The organism is Actinomadura pelletieri DSM 43383 (assembly GCF_003634705.1).
In the GTDB taxonomy this organism is placed as follows: domain Bacteria; phylum Actinomycetota; class Actinomycetes; order Streptosporangiales; family Streptosporangiaceae; genus Spirillospora; species Spirillospora pelletieri.
Genome location: NZ_RBWU01000005.1, coordinates 116,047 through 136,444 on the forward strand (window position 1 = coordinate 116,047; position 20,398 = coordinate 136,444).

Sequence of the window (20,398 nt, forward strand, 5' to 3'; positions counted from 1 at the left end):
GCGAGGGGTGCCCGGCGCGTGGCGTTCAGGTCTGCCGCATCGGTGCAATCGGGTCCTTGGGCACCGAGGGCGGTCCGTGCCATTCGAGGAGCAGGACGGTCGCGTCGTCGTCGAGGGTTCCGGCGTGGTGTTCGAGGATGCTGTGGACGAGGCGCCGCAACGTCTCCGGCACGGCCATCCCGGCGGCGTTGCTGCGGATGATGAAGTCCACGAACCGTTGCAGGCCGAACTCCTGCTTGCGCGGGTCGCGGGCCTCCACGATGCCGTCGCTGTAGAGCAGGACCCGGTCGCCCGGTTCGAGCTGCTCGGTGCACAGCTCCGGAACGACGCCGAGGCCCGTGCCGAGCGGCGTTCCGGGTCGGCACTCCAGCGAGCTGACCCACCGGCTCTTCCGGATGATCACCGGTGCGGGATGGCCGTGCGTGATCCACGACAGCAGGCCCGACTGGAGGTCGATCTCCATCAGCACGGCGGTGACGAACCGTCCGTCCCGGTCCTGCTCCATCAGGGTCTCCTCGATGGCCTGGCCCGTTTCGACGAGGCCCGCGCCCTGGAGCCGGCTGTTGCGGCAGGCCGCGACGGCGAGGTTGGACGTCAGCCCGGCGGTGGTGTCGTGCCCCATCGCGTCGAAGATCGCGAGATGGACGGTGTCGTCGGCCAGCGCGTAGTCGAAGGTGTCGCCGCCGAGCATGTACGCCGGTTCCAGCGCGGCGCCGATCACCACCTGGTCGTTGGCGAAGGTCAGGGGCGGCATCAGCCGCCACTGCATCTCCGCCGACACCGTCATGTCCCTGGTCCGCACCAGCCGGGAGTAGGAGTCGCTGTACGGCCCCTTGCTGACGATCATCAACGCGACCATTCCGGCCAGATACTCGGCGTCGTCCCTGGCCTGCGCGTCGTCGCGGCCGATGGTGACCCTGAGCACCCCGACCCGTTCGGCCCCGTCGAGGATCGGGATCCAGTAGTGGCAGGTCCCGTCGTCGAACCCCTGCCCGACCACCGGCTCCATGGTCTGGAACGCCCGTCCGGCGATGGTTCTGTTGATCTTGAGTTCCGGGGCCTCCGGACCGGGGTCCCGGGCGGCGTCGCTCCCCTTGCCGGTCAGCAGCCGCAGCACGGTCTGCTGCAGGTCCGCCACGTAGATCACCGCGTCGTGGAGGCCCGCGTCCGCCGCGTGCCGGGCCATCGTGCCCGGCAACTGTTCCAGGGACATCAGATGGCTGGCCGCCACCAGTTCTCTCAGCATCGGTCGCCGTCCCGCATCGTCCGCTCCCGCCGAGGTACCGTTCCGAGCCCCTTACCCGTCCTGGCGGCGCCTAATTTTCCGGCGCGTCGCGTCCCGAGTTCGGGTCCCGCGTGTGGTGCGGCTTCGCGGTCGGTGCCGGTCAGCGGCCGGGTTTCGCCGGACGGTGCGTCCGTCCGATCGGATACAGCCACCGCCTGAACAGCCTGCTCAGCGTGGGCATGACGAACAGGGTGAGCAGGGGGATCACGATGACCGGGAACGTCAGGGCCTTCAGGGGCAGCGGCCACGACTGCGTCGCCGGGGTGACGAACGCCTGGAGGAGGAGGCTCAGCGGGTAGACGGCGCAGAACGTGACGACGATCATCTTGAGGTCGGACGGCGGCGGAACCGACTCGCCGGGCAGGCTGAACCAGGTCTCCAGGCCGGTGGTGTCGCGGTGATGCTCCTTCGCGATCCCGCGCACCCGGTCGATCCACTCGGCGCGTTCCGCGGACCCCAGCCACGCGTCGAGCCGCTCCCGGTCGGCGAAGTTGACCACGGTGTAGTACCGGTGGCGGGACCCCTCGGCGCGCAGCCAGGTCGCGCCCTGGTGCCCCGGGTAGCGGGTCGCGGCCCGGTGCAGGCCCGCGGCCCACTCCTCGAAGTCGCGTTCCCGACCGGGCCTGACATCCCAGGTGAGCACCGTTGTCACGGCTTCTCCGTCTTCTTCCTGCATGTCCCGACTTTGACCGGTTCCGCCGTGTCCATGCGCATCAGGGTGCCGCAAGCGCCTCCGTGGGGCTCAGGCGCGACGCGCGGATCGCCGGGTAGAGCCCGGCCAACGCGCCGATGACCAGGGTCGCCGCGACGCCGCCCAGCACGGCCCACGCCGGGATGACGATCGGCCACCCCTGGTAGAGCCCGTACCCGGAGGTCACCACCGCGCCGAGAAAGGCGCCGCCGACGCCGCCGAGCGCCGACAGCAGCAGCGACTCGGCGAGGAACTGCGTGCGGACCTGGCCCCGGGTCGCGCCGAGCGAACGGCGCAACCCGATCTCCGAACGCCGCTCCAGCACCGAGATCACCATGGTGTTGGCCACCCCGACACCGCCGACGAGCAGCGCGACCGCGCCGAGGCCGAGCAGCAGCCCGGTGAAGGCCTCGCCCGCCGCCTTTCGCGCGGCCAGCGCGTCGGACGGCCGGGACACCTCCACCTCGTTCGGCGCCTCCGGGTTCGCGGTCGCGCCGAGCACGCTCCGCACGTCCTCGACGTTCGCGTCCCGCGACCGGGTGTAGATCGTCGTCGGATGCCCGTCGAAGCCGAGCCGCGCCTGCGCCGCCGTCCAGCCGACCAGCGCGGCGGAGTCGAGTTCGGGGGCGAGCGGCGCCCGGTCGAGGATGCCGATGACCGTGAACCGGTGGCCGCCGACGAGGACCTGGACGTCCGGTCCCGCGCGGCCGATCCCGAGACGTTCCGCGGCGGTCGCCCCGAGCACCGTGGCCGGGTAGGAGCCGGTCGCGGCGTTCAGCCAGGCACCGCCGCGCAGCCGCGCCCCCGTCGCCTCGCGCAGGTCGGTGCGGGCGGCGTAGGTCGCGATGCCCTTGGTCTCGGTCTCGGGCATCCTGCCGTGCCGGTAGACCTTCGCGTCGTCCAGCAAGGCGATGGCCGACACCTCCCGCACCGGCGTGATCCGCGCGACCATCGCCTCCGACTCGACGGGAAGCTGTGCCTCCTCCCCGGTCAGGGTGTTGCCGGGCGACACGGTCAGCACGTTCGTGCCGAGGGCGGCGAGGGCCCGGTCGAGGTCGGCGCGCGACGACGACGAGACACCGACGACCGCGACCATCGCCGCGATCCCGATCGCGATGCCGAGCGCCGACAGGAACGCCCGCATCGGACGGGTCCGCAACCCGACCGCGCCGACCCGGACGACATCGCCGGGCCACATCCGCGCCGGTCGCAGCGCCCCGGCGGTCACGGCGTCGCCCCGGTGAGCGACGTGTCCCCGGTGTCCGCTGTGTCCGCTGTGTCCGCTACCAAGCGGCCGTCGCGCATCCGGACCTGCCGGGCCAGCCCCGCCGCGATCTCCCGGTCATGCGTGATGATCACCACGGTGGTGCCGGCGGCGTGCAGGTCGCGCAGCAGCTCCATCACCCCGTCGCCGGACGCCGTGTCCAGCGCGCCGGTCGGCTCGTCCGCGAGCAGCAGCGGCGGTTCGCCCGCGACCGCCCGCGCGATCGCGACACGCTGCCGCTCGCCGCCGGACAGCTCGTGCGGCTCGTGGTGCAGCCGGTGGCCGAGACCGACCCGTTCCAGCGCCGCGACGGCCCTGCGCCGCCGCACCGCCGCGCGCAGCCCCGAGTAGAGGAGGCCGTCGGCGACGTTGTCGAGCGCCGGTGTGCCGGCCGCCAGGTGGAAATGCTGGAAGACGAAACCGATACGGCTCGCCCGCAGTGCCGACAGCTCGGCGTCCGCCAGCCGTCCCACATCGTGCCCGTCGATGTGGACGGTGCCCGAGGTAGGCCGGTCCAGCGTGCCGAGGATGTTCAGCATCGTCGACTTGCCCGAGCCGGACGGCCCGACGATCGCGACCTGTTCGCCCGCGTCGATGTGCAGGGACACCCCGGCGAGCGCGTGGACGCCGCCGGAGTACTCCTTCGTCACCTCCCGCAGTTTGATCATTTCGGCACCCCCACGACGGTGCCCGCCGCGACGCCCCGCCCGGAGATCTCGACCTTCCCGTCGGCGAACAGGCCCGTCTCGACCGGGACATAGGACGACGTGGCGCCGCGCACGACCTCGACTCCGAAGCCGCCCTCCCGCAGCGCCACGAGCGCCGACACCGGAACGGTCAGCACGTTCTCACGCGTCCCGGCGGTGAACGTGACGTCGACGGAGGCGAGCGCGTACGCGGCGGCGGCCTTCTTCGCCTTGGCCGAGTCGAGCCAGATGGTGACCTCGACCTTCGTCGTCGGGTCCTCGTTCTGTTGCCCCGGCTTGATGACCGTGGTGACCTCGTCGATCTCGGCGGTGACGGTCTCGTTCTCGGGGAGCGTCACCTCGACCGCGGCGCCCTTCTTCGCCAGCCGCTGGTCGGCGGTGTCCAGTTCGACGGTGACGGCCTTCGCGGTGCCGGTGTGGTCGAGGACCTTCCTGCCGGGCGCCGTCGGCTCACCCGGGCCGGCCTGGACGGTCTCCACCCGGACCGGCCCGGACGCGAACGCGACCCGTCCGAGTTCCACGATCCCGGTCTCCTCGACGCCGATGTCGTCCTGCCACCGCCGGACGGCGTCGGCGGTGCCCTCGGTGTACTCGTCGTCCACGGTGAAGCCGTCGTAGCCGAGCGCGGCGAGGTTCGCCTCGAACCGCTTCACGTCGGAGCCCTCCGTCCCGACCCGAAGCGGCCGGTACGACGGCTTGGACCCGTACATCAGCACCACCGGATCCCCGTCCACCTCGTACAGCTCGTGCCCACGGGTGATCTCGTCGCCGCTGTCGGGAAGTTTGGTCAGGGTGCCCTTCGTCTGGCTCGTCACCGTGTGCGCCGGGCCGTGGCCGAGCCGCCCGTCCTCGGTCCGGGTGTCCCTGAGGGTCTGTTTCGTGACCTTCGTGGTGCCGGGCGGCAGGCCGGTGGCCGTCCCGCCGCCGGACCCGCCGCCGCCCGCGAAGGCCGCCACGGAGGTGAATCCCCCGGCCGCGACCAGCACGGCGACGCCGAGCGCGACGCGCGGCCGGGTGAGGCGGCCCGTCACTTCCGCCCGCCCTGGAGGACGTCCTGGCACGCGCGCTGCGCCGACTCCAGGTCCGGGTCGTCCCCGACCGTCCTCTTGTCGATCATGATGCCGCGCTGGCCCGGCTTCGGGTCGGGGAACTTCTCGACGCCGTTGCGCCGCATGCACTCGGCGAACTTGCGGCCCCGCTCCTGCTGGGCCGGGTCCGGCGCTCCGGTGGCGTTGGCCTGCGGGTTGTACTGGCGGCATGTCTCCATCGCCTTGTCCACGGTCGCCTTGGGCACGTCCTTGATCATGAGCCGGACGGGTTCGCCGGGCTTCGGGTCGTCCATGTGCACGCCGTTCTCGCGCATGCACTGCGCGAACTTCACGCCCATCTCGTCCCGGCTCAGCTTCGTGCCGCCACCGGTCGCGCCCCCCTTGGTACCGGTGCCCTTCGTCCCGGCGTCCTTCGTGCCTTCCGCCGACGCCACCCCCTCGCCGCCGTCGTCACCGCCGCACCCGGCCGTCAACGCCAGGGTCAGCGCGACGGGCAGCGCCGCGAGAATTCGAAGTCGCATGTGTCCCACTCCTCGCCTTCGCGGCCGGAACGGCTCCGACCGGACGAGAAGCGATGCAACCGGCCCGTGTGTTTCCCCTCCGTTTCCCGCCGCGGCGGCCACCGGCTAACGGAAACGAAACAAGCGATCCGCCACCATCACGACGGAGCAGGTCTGGGGAAGGAGCGCGATGCGGGTTCTGGTGGTGGAGGACGAGCGGCTTCTCGCCGACGCGATCGCCGAATGGCTGCGCGACGACGCGCACGCCGTCGACCTCGCCTACGACGGGGCCTCCGCCCTGGAACGCGTCGGCGTCAACGACTACGACGTGGTGGTCCTCGACCGCGACCTTCCGCTGGTGCACGGCGACGACGTCTGCCGCGAGATCGTGGCCGGGGAGACGGCGGCGCGGGTGCTGATGCTCACCGCCGCCGCGGAGATCACCGACCGGGTCGACGGTCTCGGGCTCGGCGCGGACGACTATCTCACCAAGCCGTTCGCGTTCCCCGAGCTGGCGGCGCGCGTCCACGCGCTCGGCCGCCGGTGCCGTCCCGCCGCGCCGCCGACGCTGCGCCGCGCGGGCATCACCCTCGACCCGGCGCGCCGCGAGGTGTTCCGGGACGGGCGCTACGTCCCGCTCGCGAGGAAGGAGTTCGCCGTCCTCGCCGAACTCCTGCGGGCCGACGGCGCCGTCGTCTCCGCCGAACGGCTGCTGGAGAAGGCGTGGGACGAGCACGCCGACCCGTTCACCGGGGCCGTCCGCCTCACCGTCCTGAAACTGCGGCGCAAGCTGGCCGACCCGCCCGTCGTCGAGACCGTCAAGGGAGCGGGGTACCGGATCCCATGAGGCTCTCGCTGCGCGCCCGGCTGACCCTCACCTTCGGCGGTCTGTTCTTCGTCGCCGGGGTGGTGCTCCTCGCCGCCACCTACGCCCTGTTCGACCAGCAACTGTCGCGGTCGGGCACGAACTTCATCGCGAAGGTGAACAATCCCCCGGCCACGTCACCCACGTCACCCACCTCGCCCTCGACGCCGCAGGGGCGGCGGATTCTGGGCGATGACCCCGCGTTCGTGGGCGAGGTGGAGCGGATGATGCGCAGGCAGCGCGAGGAGGTGCACGACGCGGCCGTCACCTCGCTGATCACGCAGGGGTCCATCGCGCTCGGCGTGGTCGGCGGCGCCGCGGTGGGCTTCGGCTGGCTCATCGCCGGACGCGTCCTGAGCCCGCTGCACCGCGTCACCGAGACCGCCCGCCGCATCGCCGGCTCGGCCGCCGCCGACCGCGGCCTGCACGAGCGGATCGCGCTGCGGGGGCCGCGCGACGAGGTCAGGGAACTCGCCGACGCCTTCGACACGATGGTCGAACGGCTCGACCGGTCCTTCGACGGCCAGCGCCGGTTCGTCGCCAACGCCTCCCACGAGCTGCGCACGCCCCTCACGCTCGGCCGCGCGCTGGTCGAGGTCGCGATGCACCGCGCGTCGGCGTCCTCGGACGTCGTCCGGCTCGGCGAGACCCTGCTGCAGATCAACGCGCGGCACGAGCGTCTCATCGGCGGGCTGCTGCTGCTCGCGCGCTCGGAGAACGAGATCACGGGCCGGGCGCCGGTGGATCTGGCCGACATCGTCGGGCATGTCTCGTCCCAGGCGGCCCGGGAGGCCGCGGAGTCCGGCGTCACCGTCGAGGCGGACGCCGCCGAGGCCATAACGACAGGTGACGCCCTCCTTCTCGAAAAGGTCGTGCAGAACCTTCTGGAGAACGGACTGCGCCACAACGTTTCGTCCGGCTGGGTCAAGGTGTCGTGCAGGGCCTGCCAGGACTCCGCCGTCCTGGAGGTGTCGAACTCCGGGCCCGTGATCCCGCCCTACGAGATTCCCGCGCTCTTCGAACCGTTCCGGCGCCTGGACGCCGACCGGGTCGTCACCGCGAAAGGCGCGGGCCTCGGGTTGTCGATCGTCCGGTCGATCATCCGCGCGCATGACGGCACCGTCACCGCCACGCCCCGCCGTTCCGGTGGTCTGGACGTCACCGTCACCCTGCCACGAGCCGCCGCGCCCTGAATCCCGAAGTTCCTGAGCCGCCCGGACATAAGCCCTCGTTATGACGTATTGGCATTACCCGGATTCGGCCACGGATGAGACTTTTATCGCGTTCCCTCTGCCTCTCGCGCGGGGATCCCACCCCGGAACTCCCCGGCACCGGGAGGGAACGCCCGGTGGGCGGCTCCCCGTTTTCCGTGGCGGCCAGGCACCGCCTCAGCCCCCTGGATGACGCACGCGCACCACCCGCGCGAGAGGCCGTACAAGACGCCGGGAGAAAAGGCGGAAGCCAATGACAACGCGTACCCGACCCGCCCGGGCACGCCGGCGGCTCGCGGTCGGAATCGCGGGGGTGGCCATCACCACCTTCGCCTCGACCGGGGTCGCCTCGGCCGGAGTACTGCAGATCCAACAGCTCGTCCAGGAACAGAACCAGTGGTGCTGGGCCGCCAGCGGACTGACGATCGCCAAGTTCCACGGTAAGGGCAACGTCAGCCAGAACGAGTTCTGCAACATGGCGAGGAACCGGTCGAGCGGCCAGTGTCCGAACCAGCCCGGCTACCTCGAATGGGACCAGGTGGCGTTCCGCAAGCTCGGCCTGTCCGCCGGCACGGTCAGCGGACCGCTGTCGTACCAGCAGGTCGTCACCGAGATCGACGGCAGGCGCCCGATCGAGACCGGCATCTACTGGACCGCCGGCGGCGGCCACGCCCAGGTGATCTACGGGTACAACGGCCAGACGCTCTCCTACGGCGACCCGTGGCCCTCCAGCCCCAGGTACGCGGAGATGAGCCACAGCAGCTACCGCAGCAACGGCCAGTTCCGCTGGGGACAGGCCCTGTACCAGGTAGGAGCCTGACATGCGCACTACCGCCAAGGTCACCGCTGCCGCTCTGATCGGTGGAACCGTCCTGCTGGGCGGCAACGCGGCGATGGCCGCCGGACCGCCGTCGGCCGACGAGGCCGCCGCCGCCAAGGTCGCCTCGTCCGCGACCGTCAAGCAGCGGCTCGGGACGTTCTTCGTCCACCTCGACCAGCACCAGAAGGGTCAGACGACGAACCAGGCCGTCACGCAGGCCGCGGCCGCCGCCAAGGCGCCGAAGGTGGAGGGTGACGTCCAGCGCGTCTACTCCCTCAGCCCGGCGTTCGTGAAGGGCACGCCGAACGCGGCCGTCGCCGACTTCGTCTACCTCGCCGTCGGCGCGAAGTCCGCGTCCGGGCAGCAGGCGACGATGTGGCTGACCAAGTCCGGCAAGAGCTGGAACGTCATGAACATCATCTCCGGGAACGACGAGTCCGCGTACCCGGCGATGGCGGACGGCGGCCTGGTGTTCACCGAGCCGCAGATCCGCGCCTGGTACCGGGTGAAGGACGGCCGTGTGACCGGCCTGAACGACGCCGCCAAGACGTCGGTCGGGAAGGGCATGACGGTCGGGTCGTACCAGAAGCTCGTCCAGACCAGGTACGCCGACAAGCTCCCGGGGTCGGCCTACCAGCGGTCCGGTCAGCTCGGCGGCTACTCGCCGACCACCGGGGTCGGCGACCGGGCGCCGGACAGGGGCGCGGCGCCCGTGCTGCTGGCACTCGGCGCGGGCGGCGCGCTCACCGCGGCCGCCGGCGTCGCCGTGGCGCGGCGCCGCCGCCTGGGCAGCTACTAGCCGCCCTGCGCGGGTTCCGGGAACCGCCCCCCTTCCCGGAACCCGCGTCCCGGCCCGCGGCGACCGGTCACGCTCCGACCGGTCCCGCGGTGACCGGGACCGCGGGATGCGCCTCGGGATGCGCGTCCCACCAGTCGCTGTAGACCGGGTGGGCCCGGACGAGTTCCAGGTAGATGTCGCTGAAGACGGCGCGGAGCCGCCGCGCCGCCTGTTCGGCCTCAGGGCGCCACACCAGGACGACGCGCTGGCCGATCGGATCGCCGGTAAGGCGACGGAACGCGATCCCCTCGCGGGCCCGCGCCGTCGGATGGTACAGGGCGATGGCGCGTCCCGAGCGGATCAGTGAGGAGGAGATCTGCCAGTCGCTCGACCAGTACCGCACCCGCGGCTGGAACCCCGCCCCGGCGCACACGCCGCGGACGTAGGCGGGCCACGGCCCGTCGTCGAGCGGGTCGTCGAGCCAGTCCTCGTCGGCGAGGTCGGCGAGGTCCACGGTGATGCGCGCGGCGAGCGGGCTGGACGAGGACATGCCGACGAGGAGCGGTTCGCGTTCGATGAGGACGAGCCGTTCCAGCGCGTCGCGGGGACGCGGCACGTGATCGACCGGCTCATGGAACAGGCCCACGTCGAGCGCGCCCGAGGCCAGGAGCGCGGGGATCCGTCCACCGCCCTGATCCACCCGCAGGTGCAGGCGCGACACCGGTGACAGCGCGCCGAGATGGTCACCGAGCCCGGTCAGCGCCGGACAGGCCTGCACCCCGACCCGCAGCAGCGGCATCGCGGAGGGGTCGCGGATCCGGTGCGCCAGGGCGGCGTTGAGGTCGTCGATGCTGGCCAGGGCCGCGCGTGCGCGGGTGGCGACCTCAGCGCCGACCGGGGTGGGCGTGACACCCTCCGGAGAGCGGACGAACAGCTGCACGCCGAGATGGGTCTCGACGCGCCGCAGCATCGTGCTGACCGCCGGTTGGGTGAGGCCGAGCCGGGCCGCGGCCTTGCTGATGCTGCCCGTCGCGGCGATCGCTTCGATCATCCTGAGATGGTGGGGTCCGAGGTCCACGAGCGCGCTCCTGTACCGTCTTCGCCCCGTATAACTCAACTCACTCGAAATGCTAACCCCGCACGAACCTTCGCAATATGGAAATCCGTGCCAACCGAATCCGGCGTCATCGTGCGGCGCGCCGCCGGTCCCGCTGCCGTAGTTCGCGCGGGCTGACACCGAAGCGGCGCCGGAAGGCGTGGCTGAGCGCGCTCGCCGAGGAGAACCCGGTGGCGTGCGCGAGGTCGGTGATGGTGACGTCCCCGTCCAGGGGGTTGCGGAGCCGGTCCCGGACGAGCCGGAGCCGCTCCTCGCGGATCAGCTCGCGCGGTGTCGTCCCGGCGCGCTGCAACGCCAGCTGGATCTGTCGCAGCGACCAGCCCAGGTCCTGTGCCATCGCGGCGCCGGTGAGCCCCGGGTCGGTGGCGTGCGCACGGACATGGCGGCGCACGACCGCCTCGACCTCGGCGAGATGACCGGGCCCGGACGGGCGGGCGCCGTCCGCGTCGTCGAAGTCGGTGACGACGATGCACAGCAGCTCGGTGATCCGGTCGCAGGCGGCGTCGAACTGCCGGGCGGTGAGCGTCTCGTGCTCCTCGCCGACGGCCCGGACCATGTCGGCGACGACCCGGCCGAGCCCGGTCGTCAGGTCGAGGTCGGCGGCGAGCGGCGCGGCGCGCGAGGCGACGCCGTGCAACCGGCCGTCCACCTCGTGCGCGGGAATCGTCATGACGAACGCCCGCGCGGGCCGGTGCGGGACGACCCGGACGGGCGCGGTCGACGAGACGAGCCCGCCGGTGCCCGGCCGCAGCCGCGCCTCCGCGCCGTCCCGGAGCATGAGCATCTCGCCGTGGAGCGGCAGCAGGAACCGGTAGGCGCCGCCCCCGGGGGTGCGGTCGGGCGCCCGACCGGGGTCGTGCTCGGGGGCGTCGTCGGGGCCGGAGGCGGCCTCCGTGGAATCGGACGTCCGGATGTGGTCGCCGCCGTCCGACCGGTACAGAACGAGCCGGTAGGCGGTGTCCCCGCGCCGGTCCGGGCCGCCGAGGAAGTCGTCCACCGCAGGCTCCTCCACCGATCCGACCTGCCCAGAGAGCGTATATGACCAGAAATATCTATCAGGCCGGTTTCCCGGGAACGGACGCGGCTCCACACGCCGCTCCGCGCGGGCGTGATCACCCGATGCGTCCGGCCGCAAAATCTTTGCGCGCACGCACATGCGCGCACGCGCATTTCCGTCTTACGGTGCCGAAACCGCGGCGCATCCGCACGCCCGCAACCCACCCCCGATCCGGCCATGAGGCTGCCGACGCCGGTCCGCCTCCACCCGACTTCGTGTGCACCGAGGATGTGATGGAGCCCTTCCTCCTGGCGACGGCGTTCGTCGTCGTGGCCGGCGCCTGCATCGCCGCCACGGTCCAGCTGGTCCGCGAGCAGCGGGCGTCCGCCGTGCTCCGTGAACGGAACGCGGCCCTGACCCGCGGTATCGAGCTGCGCGAGCAGGAGCTGCGGCACCTGGCCGACGTCCGGCTGCCCGAGCTGATGGAGTCCCTGACGAACCCCGGCGGGGACGTCAGCGGCCCCCTGCACGACCTCGCCCGCGAGGCGCCCGCCTACGACAAGGCCCTCCGGACGGTTTTGGAGCTGTTCGCCGGATCGGCCGAAGGCGTCAGGCAGCGCTCCGACCAGGCCGCGAAGGCGACGCTGCGGGCGATGATGCGCGCCGTGCAGAGCCTCGCCAACGAGCAGCAGCTCGCCATCACCACCATGCAGGAACGCCACGACGACCCCGACGTCCTGGAGGGCCTGCTCCGCATCGACCACATGAACGCGCAGCTCGGCCGCCGCGCCCAGGCCACCGCCGTGCTGTGCGGGTCATGGCCGGGACAGCAGCGCTCGGCGTCCTCGCTGAGCGATGTGGTCCGCGGCGCGACCTCCCGCATCCGCGACTACCTTCGCGTCAACCTGGAGGGGGCGGCCGGCAACGCGGTGACGAGCCGGGCCGTGGAACCGCTCGTGCTGACGCTGGCCGAGCTGCTCGACAACGCCGCGCGGCACTCCCGGCCCGACACCACCGTCGAGGTCAACTTCCGGCCCGCGCACAACGGCGTCGCCGTCATCGTCGACGACGCGGGCGTCGCGATGGAGGCCGAGGAGCTGCAACGCGCGTCGGAGCTGCTGTCCGGGGAGGTGTCGGTGGACGTGCACCGGCTCGGCGACCCGCCGCGGATCGGGTTCGCGGTGGCGGGCGTCCTCGCCGCCCGCTACGGCTTCCGCGTGACGGTCGACAGCCGCTCGCCGTACGGCGGTGTGCGGGCCGTGGTGTTCGTCCCGAACGCGCTGCTCACCACCGTCCCGGAGGCCCGGCGGCCCGAACCGGTGCCCGCGTCCCTCCCGGCCGTGGCGGCGGGCCCCGAGCCGGGCGGCGCCCCGGCCGTGCCGTCCGTGCCGTCCCTGCCGTCCACCGCGGGTGGTCTGCCCAAGCGGACCCGGGCCGCGGTTCCCCGGCCAACGACCGACGCGCCCGACGCCGCGGCCGAGCCGCCGCCCAGACCGGCGCGGGAGACCGCCGCGGGCCTCGGCGCCTGGCAGCGCGGAACGCGGTCCGGCCGCGCGTCCACGCCGCCCGACCTCGACGGACCCGCCGACCGTGCTCCTTCCGATACTTCTTCCGACGCTCCCTTCGACGCTCCTTCTACGGAAGGCGAACGGCCATGAACGAGGGGTGGAACGGCGCGATGGACGACGGCACGAACCGGCTCGGCTGGATGCTGGACGACGCACTGCGGATGCCGGAGACGAGGTACGCGATCCTCCTGTCGGCCGACGGCCTGCTCATGGCGCACTCCGAGCGGATCGGCCGTGACGACGCGGAACGGCAGGCGGCGGGCATGGCGGGCCTGCAGTCGCTCGCCCGCAGCACCGCCGAGTTCTGCGGCGACGCCGGCACGACGTGGCGGCAGACCGTGAACGAGTTCGACGACGGGTACGTGTTCCTCGTCGCCGCGGGGCCCGGCGCCTACCTCGCGGTGTCGGCGACCCAGCACGTGGACATGGAGACGGTGTCGTTCCGGCTGCAGGAACTGGTGCAGCGGCTGGGCAAGGAGCTGACCAGTCCACCGCGTCCCGTCACGGACCGTCGCGCATGACCCCGCGCCGGAACGAGCGGGCGCTGGTGCGGCCGCACGTCGTCACCGGCGGGCGCGCCCACCCTTCCCGCAACGTCTTCGACGTCGTCACGCTCGTGTTCGCGACCGGCGACCTGCCGCGCACGGGGCTGTCCCCGGAGAAGGTCCGGATCGTGGAGTTGTGCCTCGGCGGCGCGCTGTCGGTCGCGGAGGTCGCCGGGCATCTCGGCCTGCCGGTCGGCGTCACCAAGGTCCTGCTCTCCGACCTGGTCGACAGCGGACATCTCACCACCCGCGCGGGCGCGTCCGCGGCGGCCCGGTCGTCGAAGGTCCGGCTTCTTCAGGAGGTGCTCGATGGACTCCGCGCTCGCCTCTGAGACGTTCCACCTGCGCGACACCGTCCGCACCGCCGTCAAGATCCTCGTCGTGGGGCATTTCGCCGTCGGCAAGACCACCTTCGTCGGGACCCTGTCGGAGATCCGGCCGCTGCGCACCGAGGAGCGGATGACGCGGGCGGGCGCGTCCGTCGACGACCTCGCCGGCATCCGGGACAAGACGACCACCACGGTCGCGATGGACTTCGGCCGGCTCACCCTGACCGACGAGATCGTCCTGTACCTGTTCGGCACCCCGGGCCAGCAGCGCTTCTCCCGGCTGTGGGAGGACCTCGCGCGCGGCGCGCTCGGCGCGCTGATCCTGGTCGACACGGCCCGGCTGGAACAGTCGTTCGCGATCATGGACGTGGTGGAGCGGCAGGGCCTCACCTACGCCGTGGCCGTCAACCACTTCGACGGCTCGCCCGCCTACCCCGAGGACGAGGTCCGCGAGGCCCTGGACCTCGCGCCCACCACCCCCCTGGTCGTCTGCGACGCCCGCGACCGCAGATCGTCCACCGAGGCGCTGATCTCACTCGTCGACCACCTCCTCACCCTCGACACGGAGAGCACGTGACCGTCCCGACAGATCAGGAGCAGAGCCGGACCCCCCTGTACGGACCGGAGTTCACCGAGACCCCCGAACGCGTCTACGAGCGGCTGCGCGCCCACGGCGACCTCGCGCCCGTCGAACTGGCGCCGGGCGTCCCGGCGACGTTGGTCCTCGGGTACGACGCCGCCCTGGAGATCCTGCGCGACCCGGACCGGTTCCCGCGGTGCAGCGAGGTGTGGGAGGCGGAGGTCGGCCCGGACTGCCCCGTCCTGCCGATGCTGGCGGCCCGGCCGAACGCGCTGTTCACCAACGGGCCCGTGCACGCCAGGTTCCGGTCGGCGATCGTGGACAGCCTCGCCCGCGTCCACCCGGCGGCGCTGCGCCAGTACGTGGAGGAGGCCGCGGACGGGCTCCTCGACGCGTTCGCGGGCGACGGAGAGGCCGACCTCATCGCCCAGTACACCCGGCCCCTGCCGCTGCTGGTGTTCGCCGAGCTGTTCGGCTGCCCGGGTGACATCGCCGACCGGCTCGAACGCGGCATGACCGGCATGATCGAGGGCGTCGATCCCGGGGCGTCGCTCGCCATGCTCATCGAGGCGGCCACGGAGCTGGTGGCGCTGAAGAGCGAGAAGGCGGGCGCGGACGTGCCGTCCTGGATGCTGCGGCATCCCGCCGGGCTCGACGAGGAGGAGGTGATGAACCAGGTCGGGCTGCTGCTCGCCTCCGGCACCGAGCCGGCCAACTCCCTCATCGCCAACGGCGTCCGGCTGCTGCTGTCGGACGACCGGTTCTTCGGCGACCTGTCCGGCGGCAGCCTGCCCGTCGAGGACGCGCTGGACGAGATCCTGTGGACCGACCCGCCGATCTCCAACTACGGGCCGACGTTCCCCCGCCAGGACGTGAACTTCCACGGGTACCGGCTGCCCGCCCACCAGCCCGTCATCATCAGCTACACGGCCGCGAACACCGACCCGTCCCGGTCGACGGAGAACCGGACGGGCAACCGGGCGCATCTCGCGTTCGCCGGCGGACCGCACACCTGCCCCGCCAAGAACCACGCCCGGCTGATCGCGTCGGTCGCCATCGAGAAACTCCTCGATCGGCTCCCCGACATGGAACTCGCCGTACCCGTCGACGAACTGGAATGGCGGCCCGGCGCGTTCCACCGCGCCCTGGCCGCCCTCCCCGTGACGTTTCCCCCCGCCCCCTGAAACGGCAGCAGCCGTTGAACCGTTCGGGCGGGTCGGTGCGTACGTCCACGCGTGGCGACAGAGGCGACCGATGAGCGGCGGACTCCCCCGGCCGCCGGGCCGATGCTCGCGATCGGTGCGGCGGCGGTCGCGCTGGTCGTCCTCGCGCTGGCGGTGCGGCTCGGCGGGGCGCTCAGCGCCACGGCCGCGCCGGGACTGTCACAGGCGGGGGCGCTGACGAAGGTCGGGCTGTCGGTCGCGAAGCTCGGCGTGAACGTCGCGGCGGTCCTCACCGTCGGGTGGCTGCTGGTCGCGGCGGTGTTCGTCCGTGCGCCGTCGCCGACGGCACGTCGCTGCCTGCGCGCCGTGTCGCTCACCGCGTCGGCATGGGCCCTCAGCGCACTCGCGCTGATCGTGTTCACGGTCCTGGACCTGTTCGGCACCGGGGTCGGCGGCGTGACCGCCGGCATGATGCGGACGTTCCTCATCGAACTGCCGCAGGGCCGGGCGTTGCTGCTCGTCGTCGCGGTCGCGGTCGCGCTGGCGGTCGCGGCGACCCGGCCCTCGGCCGCCGACCACGCCGGACATCTCCTGGCGGGCGCGCTCGCCGGGCTGCTGCCGCCGCTGTTCACCGGGCACGCGGCGGACGCGTCCCACCACGCGCTCGCCGTCCACAGCCTGGCCGCGCACGTCGTCGGGGCGGCGCTGTGGATCGGGGGGCTCGTCGCCCTCGTCACCGTCGCGCCGGACGTGCCCGGCGGGCTGGCACGGCTCGTCGAGCGCTACAGCACGCTGGCGCTGGTGTCGTTCACGGTCGTCGCGGTGAGCGGCGCGGTGAACGCGTGGGTGCGGCTCGGCGGTCTCCATCTCGGGTCGCGGTACGGGGCGCTGGTCGCGGCGAAGCTCGTGGCGCTCGCCGTCCTCGGCGCGCTCGGCCGGTGGCATCGCCGTGTCACGATCCCCGCGCTCGGGGACGGAGCGGGGACGCGGGCGTTCGTCCGGCTCGGCGCGGTGGAGATCCTCATCATGGCGGCGACGGTGGCGCTCGCGGCGGGACTGGCCCGCACGCCGCCGCCCGAGAACCCGCCGGGCACCCTCGACGTCGTCGCGCTGCGCCTCGGCTTCAGGCTGCCCGGCCCGGCGGGTCCCGGCCGCTACCTGGTCGACTGGTGGATCGACCCGCTGTTCCTCGTGCTGATCGTGACGGGCGCCGTCCTGTACGGGGTGGGCGTGGCACGGGTGCGGGACCGGCCGTGGCGGCGCGTCGTGTCCTGGGCCGCGGGGCTGCTCGTCCTGCTCCTTGCGACATGCGGGGGGATCTCCCGGTACAGCATGGTCCTGTTCAGCGCGCACGCCGTCCAGCACGTCCTGGTCGGGGTGGTGGCGCCGCCGCTGCTGCTGTACGGGGCGCCGCTGCGGCTGGCGCTGCGGGCCGTCCGGGGCGAGGGCCCGCAGCTGCTGGCGGGGGTCGCGGGCAGCCGAGCGATTCGGGCGTTGACGCATCCGGTCGCCGCGTCCGCGCTGCTCCTGTCGAGCCTCTACGCGTTTCCCGTGTCGCCGCTGTTCGGGGCGTCCCTCGCCAACCATGCCCTGCACTCGCTCGCGCTGGTGTGCTTCGTCGTCATCGGCCTGGCGTACTTCCACGGGACGTCCGGGACGCTCCTACCGGCATTCGTCCTGCCGCTGCACGTGGCCGCCGGGCTGGCGCTGACGCGGGACGGGACCGTCCACGGCGGCTGGTACGAGGACCTCGGCCGCCGCTGGGGCGCGTCACCCCTCGCCGACCAGCGGCTGGGCGCACTTCTCCTCTGGACGGTCGCCGCGACCGTCACCGTCGCCGTCCCGCTCGCCGTCACGCTGACGCGGCGTCACTGGCGGGGCAGGCGGTCCACGACCCGGCTGAGCGCCTCCACGACGGTCGGGTCGTACTCGGCGGCGGAGTCCAGCCTCAGCCGCTCCAGCACGGCGGCGCCGCGGTCGCGGTCGGCGGAGTCGCCGACCAGGTCGTCGTAGGCGTTGGCGACCTTGATGATACGGCCGGCGAGCGGCGGCGGCAGCGGCCTGCTCGCGGCCTCCCCCGTCGTGTCGTCGGCGACGGGCTCGGCGCCGGGCTCGCGGCCCGTCCGGTACGGATGGGACGAGAGCTGGACGATATGCGCGACCCGGTCCAGCACCCCGGTCTGTTTGATCACCTCGGCGCCGAGTTCGGCGATGCGCCGCTGCTCGGCCGGGGACGCCAGCACGGTCGCGCCGCCGGGGATCGGATCGCCGAGGGACAGCTGCCCGATGTCGTGCATGAGCGCCGCGTACTCCAGTTCGAGCAGTTCCTCCTCGGTCATACCGAGTTCGCGTCCCATCGCGACCGCGAGCCGCGACACGCGCCGCGAGTGGCCCGCCTCGACATAGCCGCCGACCTCGGTGACGCGGGACAGGGCCCGGACGGTCTGCAGGTAGGTGGCGCGGGTGCCGGCGTAGCGGCGGAAGGCGAACTGCGTCACCAGGATCGGCAGCGTGAAGATCAGCAGCGCGGCCTCGCCCATCGCGGTGGTCGCCACGGCGATCAGCATGGCGGTGGCGCTGGTCGCCGCGCACAGCGCCATCTTCGCCTCGATCTCGTCGCGCAGCGCGATGCCGAACCGCACCCGGACGGCCTCCGCCCGGATCACCGCGGCGATCAGCACATCGGTGAAGCAGGAGGCGATCACGACGCTGCTCATGACGGCGAGCAGCAGTTGCCAGGGCAGGTCGAGGGTCAGCACGGGCCGGAAGCACAGCGCCACGAGCGCGACGGTGAACAGCCGCAGCGCCATCGCGTCGGGGCGCGGCCACCGGCCGACCGCGACATGCGGCAGCGAGCCGACCAGCATGCCGACCGCGGTGACGGCGACGACCTGGAGGGCCGAGTGGTCGGCGGCGACGACGCCGAGCGGCGCGTCCTCGGGGGCGCCCTCGGGACCGAGGCCGACCAGCAGCGCGTAGCCCAGCGCCCCGGCTCCGGCGATCGGGGCGACCTCCCGGTTGCCGGGCATGACCATCCGGAACAGCTCGCCGAGCGCGATCAGCACCCCGAAGATGATCGCGACGTCCGGCTGGCGCAGACCGGCGGCCGCGACCTGCGCGAGCGCGACGACGACGAACAGCCCGACGGTGGCGATCAGCAGTAGCTGGCCGGTGTCGATCGGCTGCCATACGGCCCGCTCCCGGACCTGGCTCTCACCGCTCATGGGGGCGCCGTTCACCGCCGCACTTCGTCGCCGGGCCGTTCTCGCGTGGGTGGACGTCCTCCCCCGCCTCCCGGCTCCTGCCGTTCCTCGTCACCGGCCACGCGCAGGGGCGTGCTCGGGTCGTCGTGGTCCTGCTGGGTGGTCTCGACGATGTCGTCGTCGGGGAGCACGACGGGACGCGGCGGCTCCCAGCCCTCCCGGTCGAGCGCCCGCAGGAACGCCTCGACCATCGCGGGGTCGAAGTGGTCGCCCATGGAACGGCGCAGCTCGGCCACGGCCTCGTCGACGCTGCGGGCGGGCCGGTAGGAGCGGGTGGAGGTCATCGAGTCGAACGCGTCGGCGACGGCGATGACCCGGGCGAACTCGGGGATCTCGTCGCCCGCGAGGCCCATGGGGTAGCCGCGGCCGTTCATCTTCTCGTGGTGGTGCATGATCCCGGCGAGCGCCTCGTCCAGGAACCCGATCTCCCGGACGATCTGCAGCCCGCGCATCGGGTGCAGCTGGATCGCGGCGAACTCCTCCTCGGTCATCGGACCGTTCTTCTGGAGCACCTTGGTGGGCACGCCGAGCTTGCCGACGTCGTGCAGCATCCCGGCGTAGCGGATCGCCTCGACCCGGTCGGCGCGCATCCCGATCTCCTGCGCGATCATCACCGAGCCGCGGGAGACGCGTTCGGAGTGGCCGCGGGTGTAGTAGTCCTTGGTCTCGACGGCCTGGCACAGCGCGGCGAGGGTGGCGGCGTGGGCCTGCTGCTGCACGTACGCCTGGTCCATCGCCCACCGGGCGATGAGCAGCGGCAGCAGCACGAGCACGGCGGCGAACGGCCCGACGCGCGGCCACAGCCCGGCGATCAGCAGGCCGACCATGCCGTAGCCGAGGTAGCCGACCGACAGCTGCCCGTACTCGTGCAGCAGCTCGCGCGGCTTGACCTGCCGGCTGAGCAGCAGGACCCCGGCCATCAGCGTCAGGTTGACGACGACGAAGGTGACGAGGGCGCCGAGGAACGGGCCGATGACGTTCTCGACCCAGCGGATCTGCCCGGGGTCGAAGCGGTCGCCGCCGAGGAGGTTGAAGACCGTTCCCGCGACGAAGCCGCTGAGGGCGAGCTGCGCGCCGTTGAAGACGCGTTTGACCGGTGCGAAGAACCGCTGGCCGGTGACCACGGCGCAGATGCCGAGCAGCGCCGCGCCGGCGGCGCCGAACAGCACGACGGAGGCCAGGCTGGCGGCGAAGCTCATCGACACCCGGGCCCGGGCGACGTTCAGCCGGGCGGGCGCGGAGTCGCAGACGAGGAACAGCAGGGCCAGCACGGCGAGTTCGGCCCAGTCGATGTCCGTGAAGGACGACGTCGCGATCAGTCCGGTCGCGAGTGCGACCACGCCACTGACGTACGCCCAGGCAGCGAGAGGTAGTCCACGCATTGCCGCCCCCTCGGGGAGTGAACGCCTTTCCTCCGGCGTCTCCGCGACGGCGCGGCCTGCGCGGGCGCGGCCGGTGCGGGGTCGCCGGAAACGAAAGGTGTTCGGTGACGAAAGGCGGGCCACCGGGCGGAACGCGTGCCTACCGGCACTACACCCAGGACACGCCCTCGGGCATCATCAGCGACGACGCCGAGGCGCTCCGGCGCCGGACGGTCTCCGCCGGCGTCACGCGCTTGAGCATGGCTCCTTGCCTCCCCCCGCGAACCGGGCCGTCCGGCCTCGCG

19 protein-coding genes and 1 pseudogene are annotated in these 20,398 nt (G+C 72.6%); 10 read left to right on the forward strand and 10 right to left on the reverse strand.

Annotation, left to right across the window (positions count from 1 at the left end; all coding sequences use genetic code 11):
• Positions 1-25: 25 nt before the first annotated feature.
• The 6 genes from BZB76_RS22340 to BZB76_RS22365 form a co-directional block, all read right to left on the reverse strand.
• Positions 26-1,246 (reverse strand): PP2C family protein-serine/threonine phosphatase, encoded by a 1,221-nt coding sequence (locus BZB76_RS22340; RefSeq protein WP_121436384.1) that lies wholly within the window; start codon positions 1,244-1,246, stop codon positions 26-28.
• A gap of 139 nt (positions 1,247-1,385) precedes the next feature.
• Positions 1,386-1,937, reverse strand: a complete 552-nt coding sequence (locus tag BZB76_RS22345) for an antibiotic biosynthesis monooxygenase (RefSeq protein WP_246007113.1) — start codon at positions 1,935-1,937, stop codon at positions 1,386-1,388.
• A 61-nt stretch (positions 1,938-1,998) separates the two neighbouring features.
• On the reverse strand, positions 1,999-3,204 hold the full coding sequence (locus BZB76_RS22350; RefSeq protein ID WP_246007114.1) for an ABC transporter permease: 1,206 nt from the start codon (positions 3,202-3,204) through the stop codon (positions 1,999-2,001).
• A complete protein-coding gene (locus tag BZB76_RS22355; RefSeq protein WP_121436386.1) occupies positions 3,201-3,908 on the reverse strand; it encodes an ABC transporter ATP-binding protein in 708 nt (235 codons plus the stop codon). The genes BZB76_RS22350 and BZB76_RS22355 overlap by 4 nt, the downstream gene beginning before the upstream one ends.
• Positions 3,905-4,978: a peptidoglycan-binding domain-containing protein gene (locus BZB76_RS22360; RefSeq protein ID WP_121436387.1), complete on the reverse strand. Its 1,074-nt coding sequence runs from the start codon at positions 4,976-4,978 to the stop codon at positions 3,905-3,907. The genes BZB76_RS22355 and BZB76_RS22360 overlap by 4 nt, the downstream gene beginning before the upstream one ends.
• Positions 4,975-5,517 carry a hypothetical protein gene (locus BZB76_RS22365; protein WP_121436388.1) on the reverse strand — a complete coding sequence of 181 codons (543 nt, stop codon included), beginning with the start codon at positions 5,515-5,517 and terminating at the stop codon, positions 4,975-4,977. The genes BZB76_RS22360 and BZB76_RS22365 overlap by 4 nt, the downstream gene beginning before the upstream one ends.
• Before the next feature lie 169 nt (positions 5,518-5,686).
• On the opposite strand from BZB76_RS22365, the gene BZB76_RS22370 reads away from it, so the two are divergent.
• The 4 genes from BZB76_RS22370 (at position 5,687) to BZB76_RS22385 (ending at position 9,191) form a co-directional block, all read left to right on the forward strand.
• Positions 5,687-6,343 carry a response regulator transcription factor gene (locus BZB76_RS22370; protein WP_121436389.1) on the forward strand — a complete coding sequence of 219 codons (657 nt, stop codon included), beginning with the start codon at positions 5,687-5,689 and terminating at the stop codon, positions 6,341-6,343.
• Positions 6,340-7,554 (forward strand): sensor histidine kinase, encoded by a 1,215-nt coding sequence (locus tag BZB76_RS22375; protein WP_121436390.1) that lies wholly within the window; start codon positions 6,340-6,342, stop codon positions 7,552-7,554. The genes BZB76_RS22370 and BZB76_RS22375 overlap by 4 nt, the downstream gene beginning before the upstream one ends.
• A gap of 271 nt (positions 7,555-7,825) precedes the next feature.
• Positions 7,826-8,392, forward strand: a complete 567-nt coding sequence (locus BZB76_RS22380; protein WP_121436391.1) for a papain-like cysteine protease family protein — start codon at positions 7,826-7,828, stop codon at positions 8,390-8,392.
• 1 nt (position 8,393) lies between these two features.
• The gene (locus tag BZB76_RS22385; RefSeq protein WP_121436392.1) at positions 8,394-9,191 is read left to right on the forward strand and encodes a hypothetical protein; all 798 of its coding nucleotides are present in this window, start codon (positions 8,394-8,396) and stop codon (positions 9,189-9,191) included.
• Between the two features lie 67 nt (positions 9,192-9,258).
• Here the strand turns inward: BZB76_RS22385 and BZB76_RS22390 are convergent, their stop codons facing one another.
• Positions 9,259-10,221 (reverse strand): LysR family transcriptional regulator, encoded by a 963-nt coding sequence (locus tag BZB76_RS22390; RefSeq protein WP_147449496.1) that lies wholly within the window; start codon positions 10,219-10,221, stop codon positions 9,259-9,261.
• Positions 10,222-10,354: 133 nt separating this feature from the next.
• Positions 10,355-11,284, reverse strand: a complete 930-nt coding sequence (locus tag BZB76_RS22395) for a helix-turn-helix domain-containing protein (RefSeq protein ID WP_246007115.1) — start codon at positions 11,282-11,284, stop codon at positions 10,355-10,357.
• Positions 11,285-11,577: 293 nt separating this feature from the next.
• Between BZB76_RS22395 and BZB76_RS22400 the strand changes: the two genes are divergently transcribed.
• From BZB76_RS22400 to BZB76_RS22425, 6 genes and pseudogenes are all read left to right on the forward strand, one after another.
• Positions 11,578-12,942, forward strand: a complete 1,365-nt coding sequence (locus BZB76_RS22400) for an ATP-binding protein (RefSeq protein WP_211343135.1) — start codon at positions 11,578-11,580, stop codon at positions 12,940-12,942.
• Positions 12,939-13,373 carry a roadblock/LC7 domain-containing protein gene (locus tag BZB76_RS22405; protein WP_246007116.1) on the forward strand — a complete coding sequence of 145 codons (435 nt, stop codon included), beginning with the start codon at positions 12,939-12,941 and terminating at the stop codon, positions 13,371-13,373. Before BZB76_RS22400 ends, BZB76_RS22405 begins: the two co-directional genes overlap by 4 nt.
• On the forward strand, positions 13,370-13,729 hold the full coding sequence (locus BZB76_RS22410) for a DUF742 domain-containing protein (protein WP_121436395.1): 360 nt from the start codon (positions 13,370-13,372) through the stop codon (positions 13,727-13,729). The genes BZB76_RS22405 and BZB76_RS22410 overlap by 4 nt, the downstream gene beginning before the upstream one ends.
• Positions 13,707-14,303 (forward strand): GTP-binding protein, encoded by a 597-nt coding sequence (locus tag BZB76_RS22415; RefSeq protein ID WP_121436396.1) that lies wholly within the window; start codon positions 13,707-13,709, stop codon positions 14,301-14,303. The genes BZB76_RS22410 and BZB76_RS22415 overlap by 23 nt, the downstream gene beginning before the upstream one ends.
• Positions 14,300-15,490 (forward strand): cytochrome P450, encoded by a 1,191-nt coding sequence (locus tag BZB76_RS22420; RefSeq protein WP_121436397.1) that lies wholly within the window; start codon positions 14,300-14,302, stop codon positions 15,488-15,490. The genes BZB76_RS22415 and BZB76_RS22420 overlap by 4 nt, the downstream gene beginning before the upstream one ends.
• A gap of 450 nt (positions 15,491-15,940) precedes the next feature.
• Positions 15,941-17,314 (forward strand): annotated as a pseudogene (locus BZB76_RS22425) (bifunctional copper resistance protein CopD/cytochrome c oxidase assembly protein); the annotation flags it as partial.
• Between the two features lie 23 nt (positions 17,315-17,337).
• On the opposite strand, the gene BZB76_RS35985 reads toward BZB76_RS22425, so the two are convergent.
• Both BZB76_RS35985 and BZB76_RS22435 read right to left on the reverse strand, forming a co-directional pair.
• Positions 17,338-18,693 carry an HD-GYP domain-containing protein gene (locus tag BZB76_RS35985; protein WP_121436859.1) on the reverse strand — a complete coding sequence of 452 codons (1,356 nt, stop codon included), beginning with the start codon at positions 18,691-18,693 and terminating at the stop codon, positions 17,338-17,340.
• An 11-nt stretch (positions 18,694-18,704) separates the two neighbouring features.
• On the reverse strand, positions 18,705-20,114 hold the full coding sequence (locus tag BZB76_RS22435) for an HD-GYP domain-containing protein (protein ID WP_121436399.1): 1,410 nt from the start codon (positions 20,112-20,114) through the stop codon (positions 18,705-18,707).
• Positions 20,115-20,398: the final 284 nt, after the last annotated feature.

Excerpts from the sequence above, each read along its gene's own strand:
- BZB76_RS22340 (WP_121436384.1), bottom strand. The coding sequence starts at position 1,246 with ATGCTGAGAGAACTGGTGGCGGCCAGCCATCTGATGTCCCTGGAACAG.
- BZB76_RS22355 (WP_121436386.1), bottom strand. The coding sequence starts at position 3,908 with ATGATCAAACTGCGGGAGGTGACGAAGGAGTACTCCGGCGGCGTCCAC.
- BZB76_RS22365 (WP_121436388.1), bottom strand. The coding sequence starts at position 5,517 with ATGCGACTTCGAATTCTCGCGGCGCTGCCCGTCGCGCTGACCCTGGCG.
- BZB76_RS22370 (WP_121436389.1), top strand. The coding sequence starts at position 5,687 with ATGCGGGTTCTGGTGGTGGAGGACGAGCGGCTTCTCGCCGACGCGATC.
- BZB76_RS22375 (WP_121436390.1), top strand. The coding sequence starts at position 6,340 with ATGAGGCTCTCGCTGCGCGCCCGGCTGACCCTCACCTTCGGCGGTCTG.
- BZB76_RS22380 (WP_121436391.1), top strand. The coding sequence starts at position 7,826 with ATGACAACGCGTACCCGACCCGCCCGGGCACGCCGGCGGCTCGCGGTC.
- BZB76_RS22385 (WP_121436392.1), top strand. The coding sequence starts at position 8,394 with ATGCGCACTACCGCCAAGGTCACCGCTGCCGCTCTGATCGGTGGAACC.
- BZB76_RS22390 (WP_147449496.1), bottom strand. The coding sequence starts at position 10,221 with ATGATCGAAGCGATCGCCGCGACGGGCAGCATCAGCAAGGCCGCGGCC.
- BZB76_RS22400 (WP_211343135.1), top strand. The coding sequence starts at position 11,578 with ATGGAGCCCTTCCTCCTGGCGACGGCGTTCGTCGTCGTGGCCGGCGCC.
- BZB76_RS22405 (WP_246007116.1), top strand. The coding sequence starts at position 12,939 with ATGAACGAGGGGTGGAACGGCGCGATGGACGACGGCACGAACCGGCTC.
- BZB76_RS22410 (WP_121436395.1), top strand. The coding sequence starts at position 13,370 with ATGACCCCGCGCCGGAACGAGCGGGCGCTGGTGCGGCCGCACGTCGTC.
- BZB76_RS22415 (WP_121436396.1), top strand. The coding sequence starts at position 13,707 with ATGGACTCCGCGCTCGCCTCTGAGACGTTCCACCTGCGCGACACCGTC.
- BZB76_RS35985 (WP_121436859.1), bottom strand. The coding sequence starts at position 18,693 with ATGAGCGGTGAGAGCCAGGTCCGGGAGCGGGCCGTATGGCAGCCGATC.
- BZB76_RS22435 (WP_121436399.1), bottom strand. The coding sequence starts at position 20,114 with ATGCGTGGACTACCTCTCGCTGCCTGGGCGTACGTCAGTGGCGTGGTC.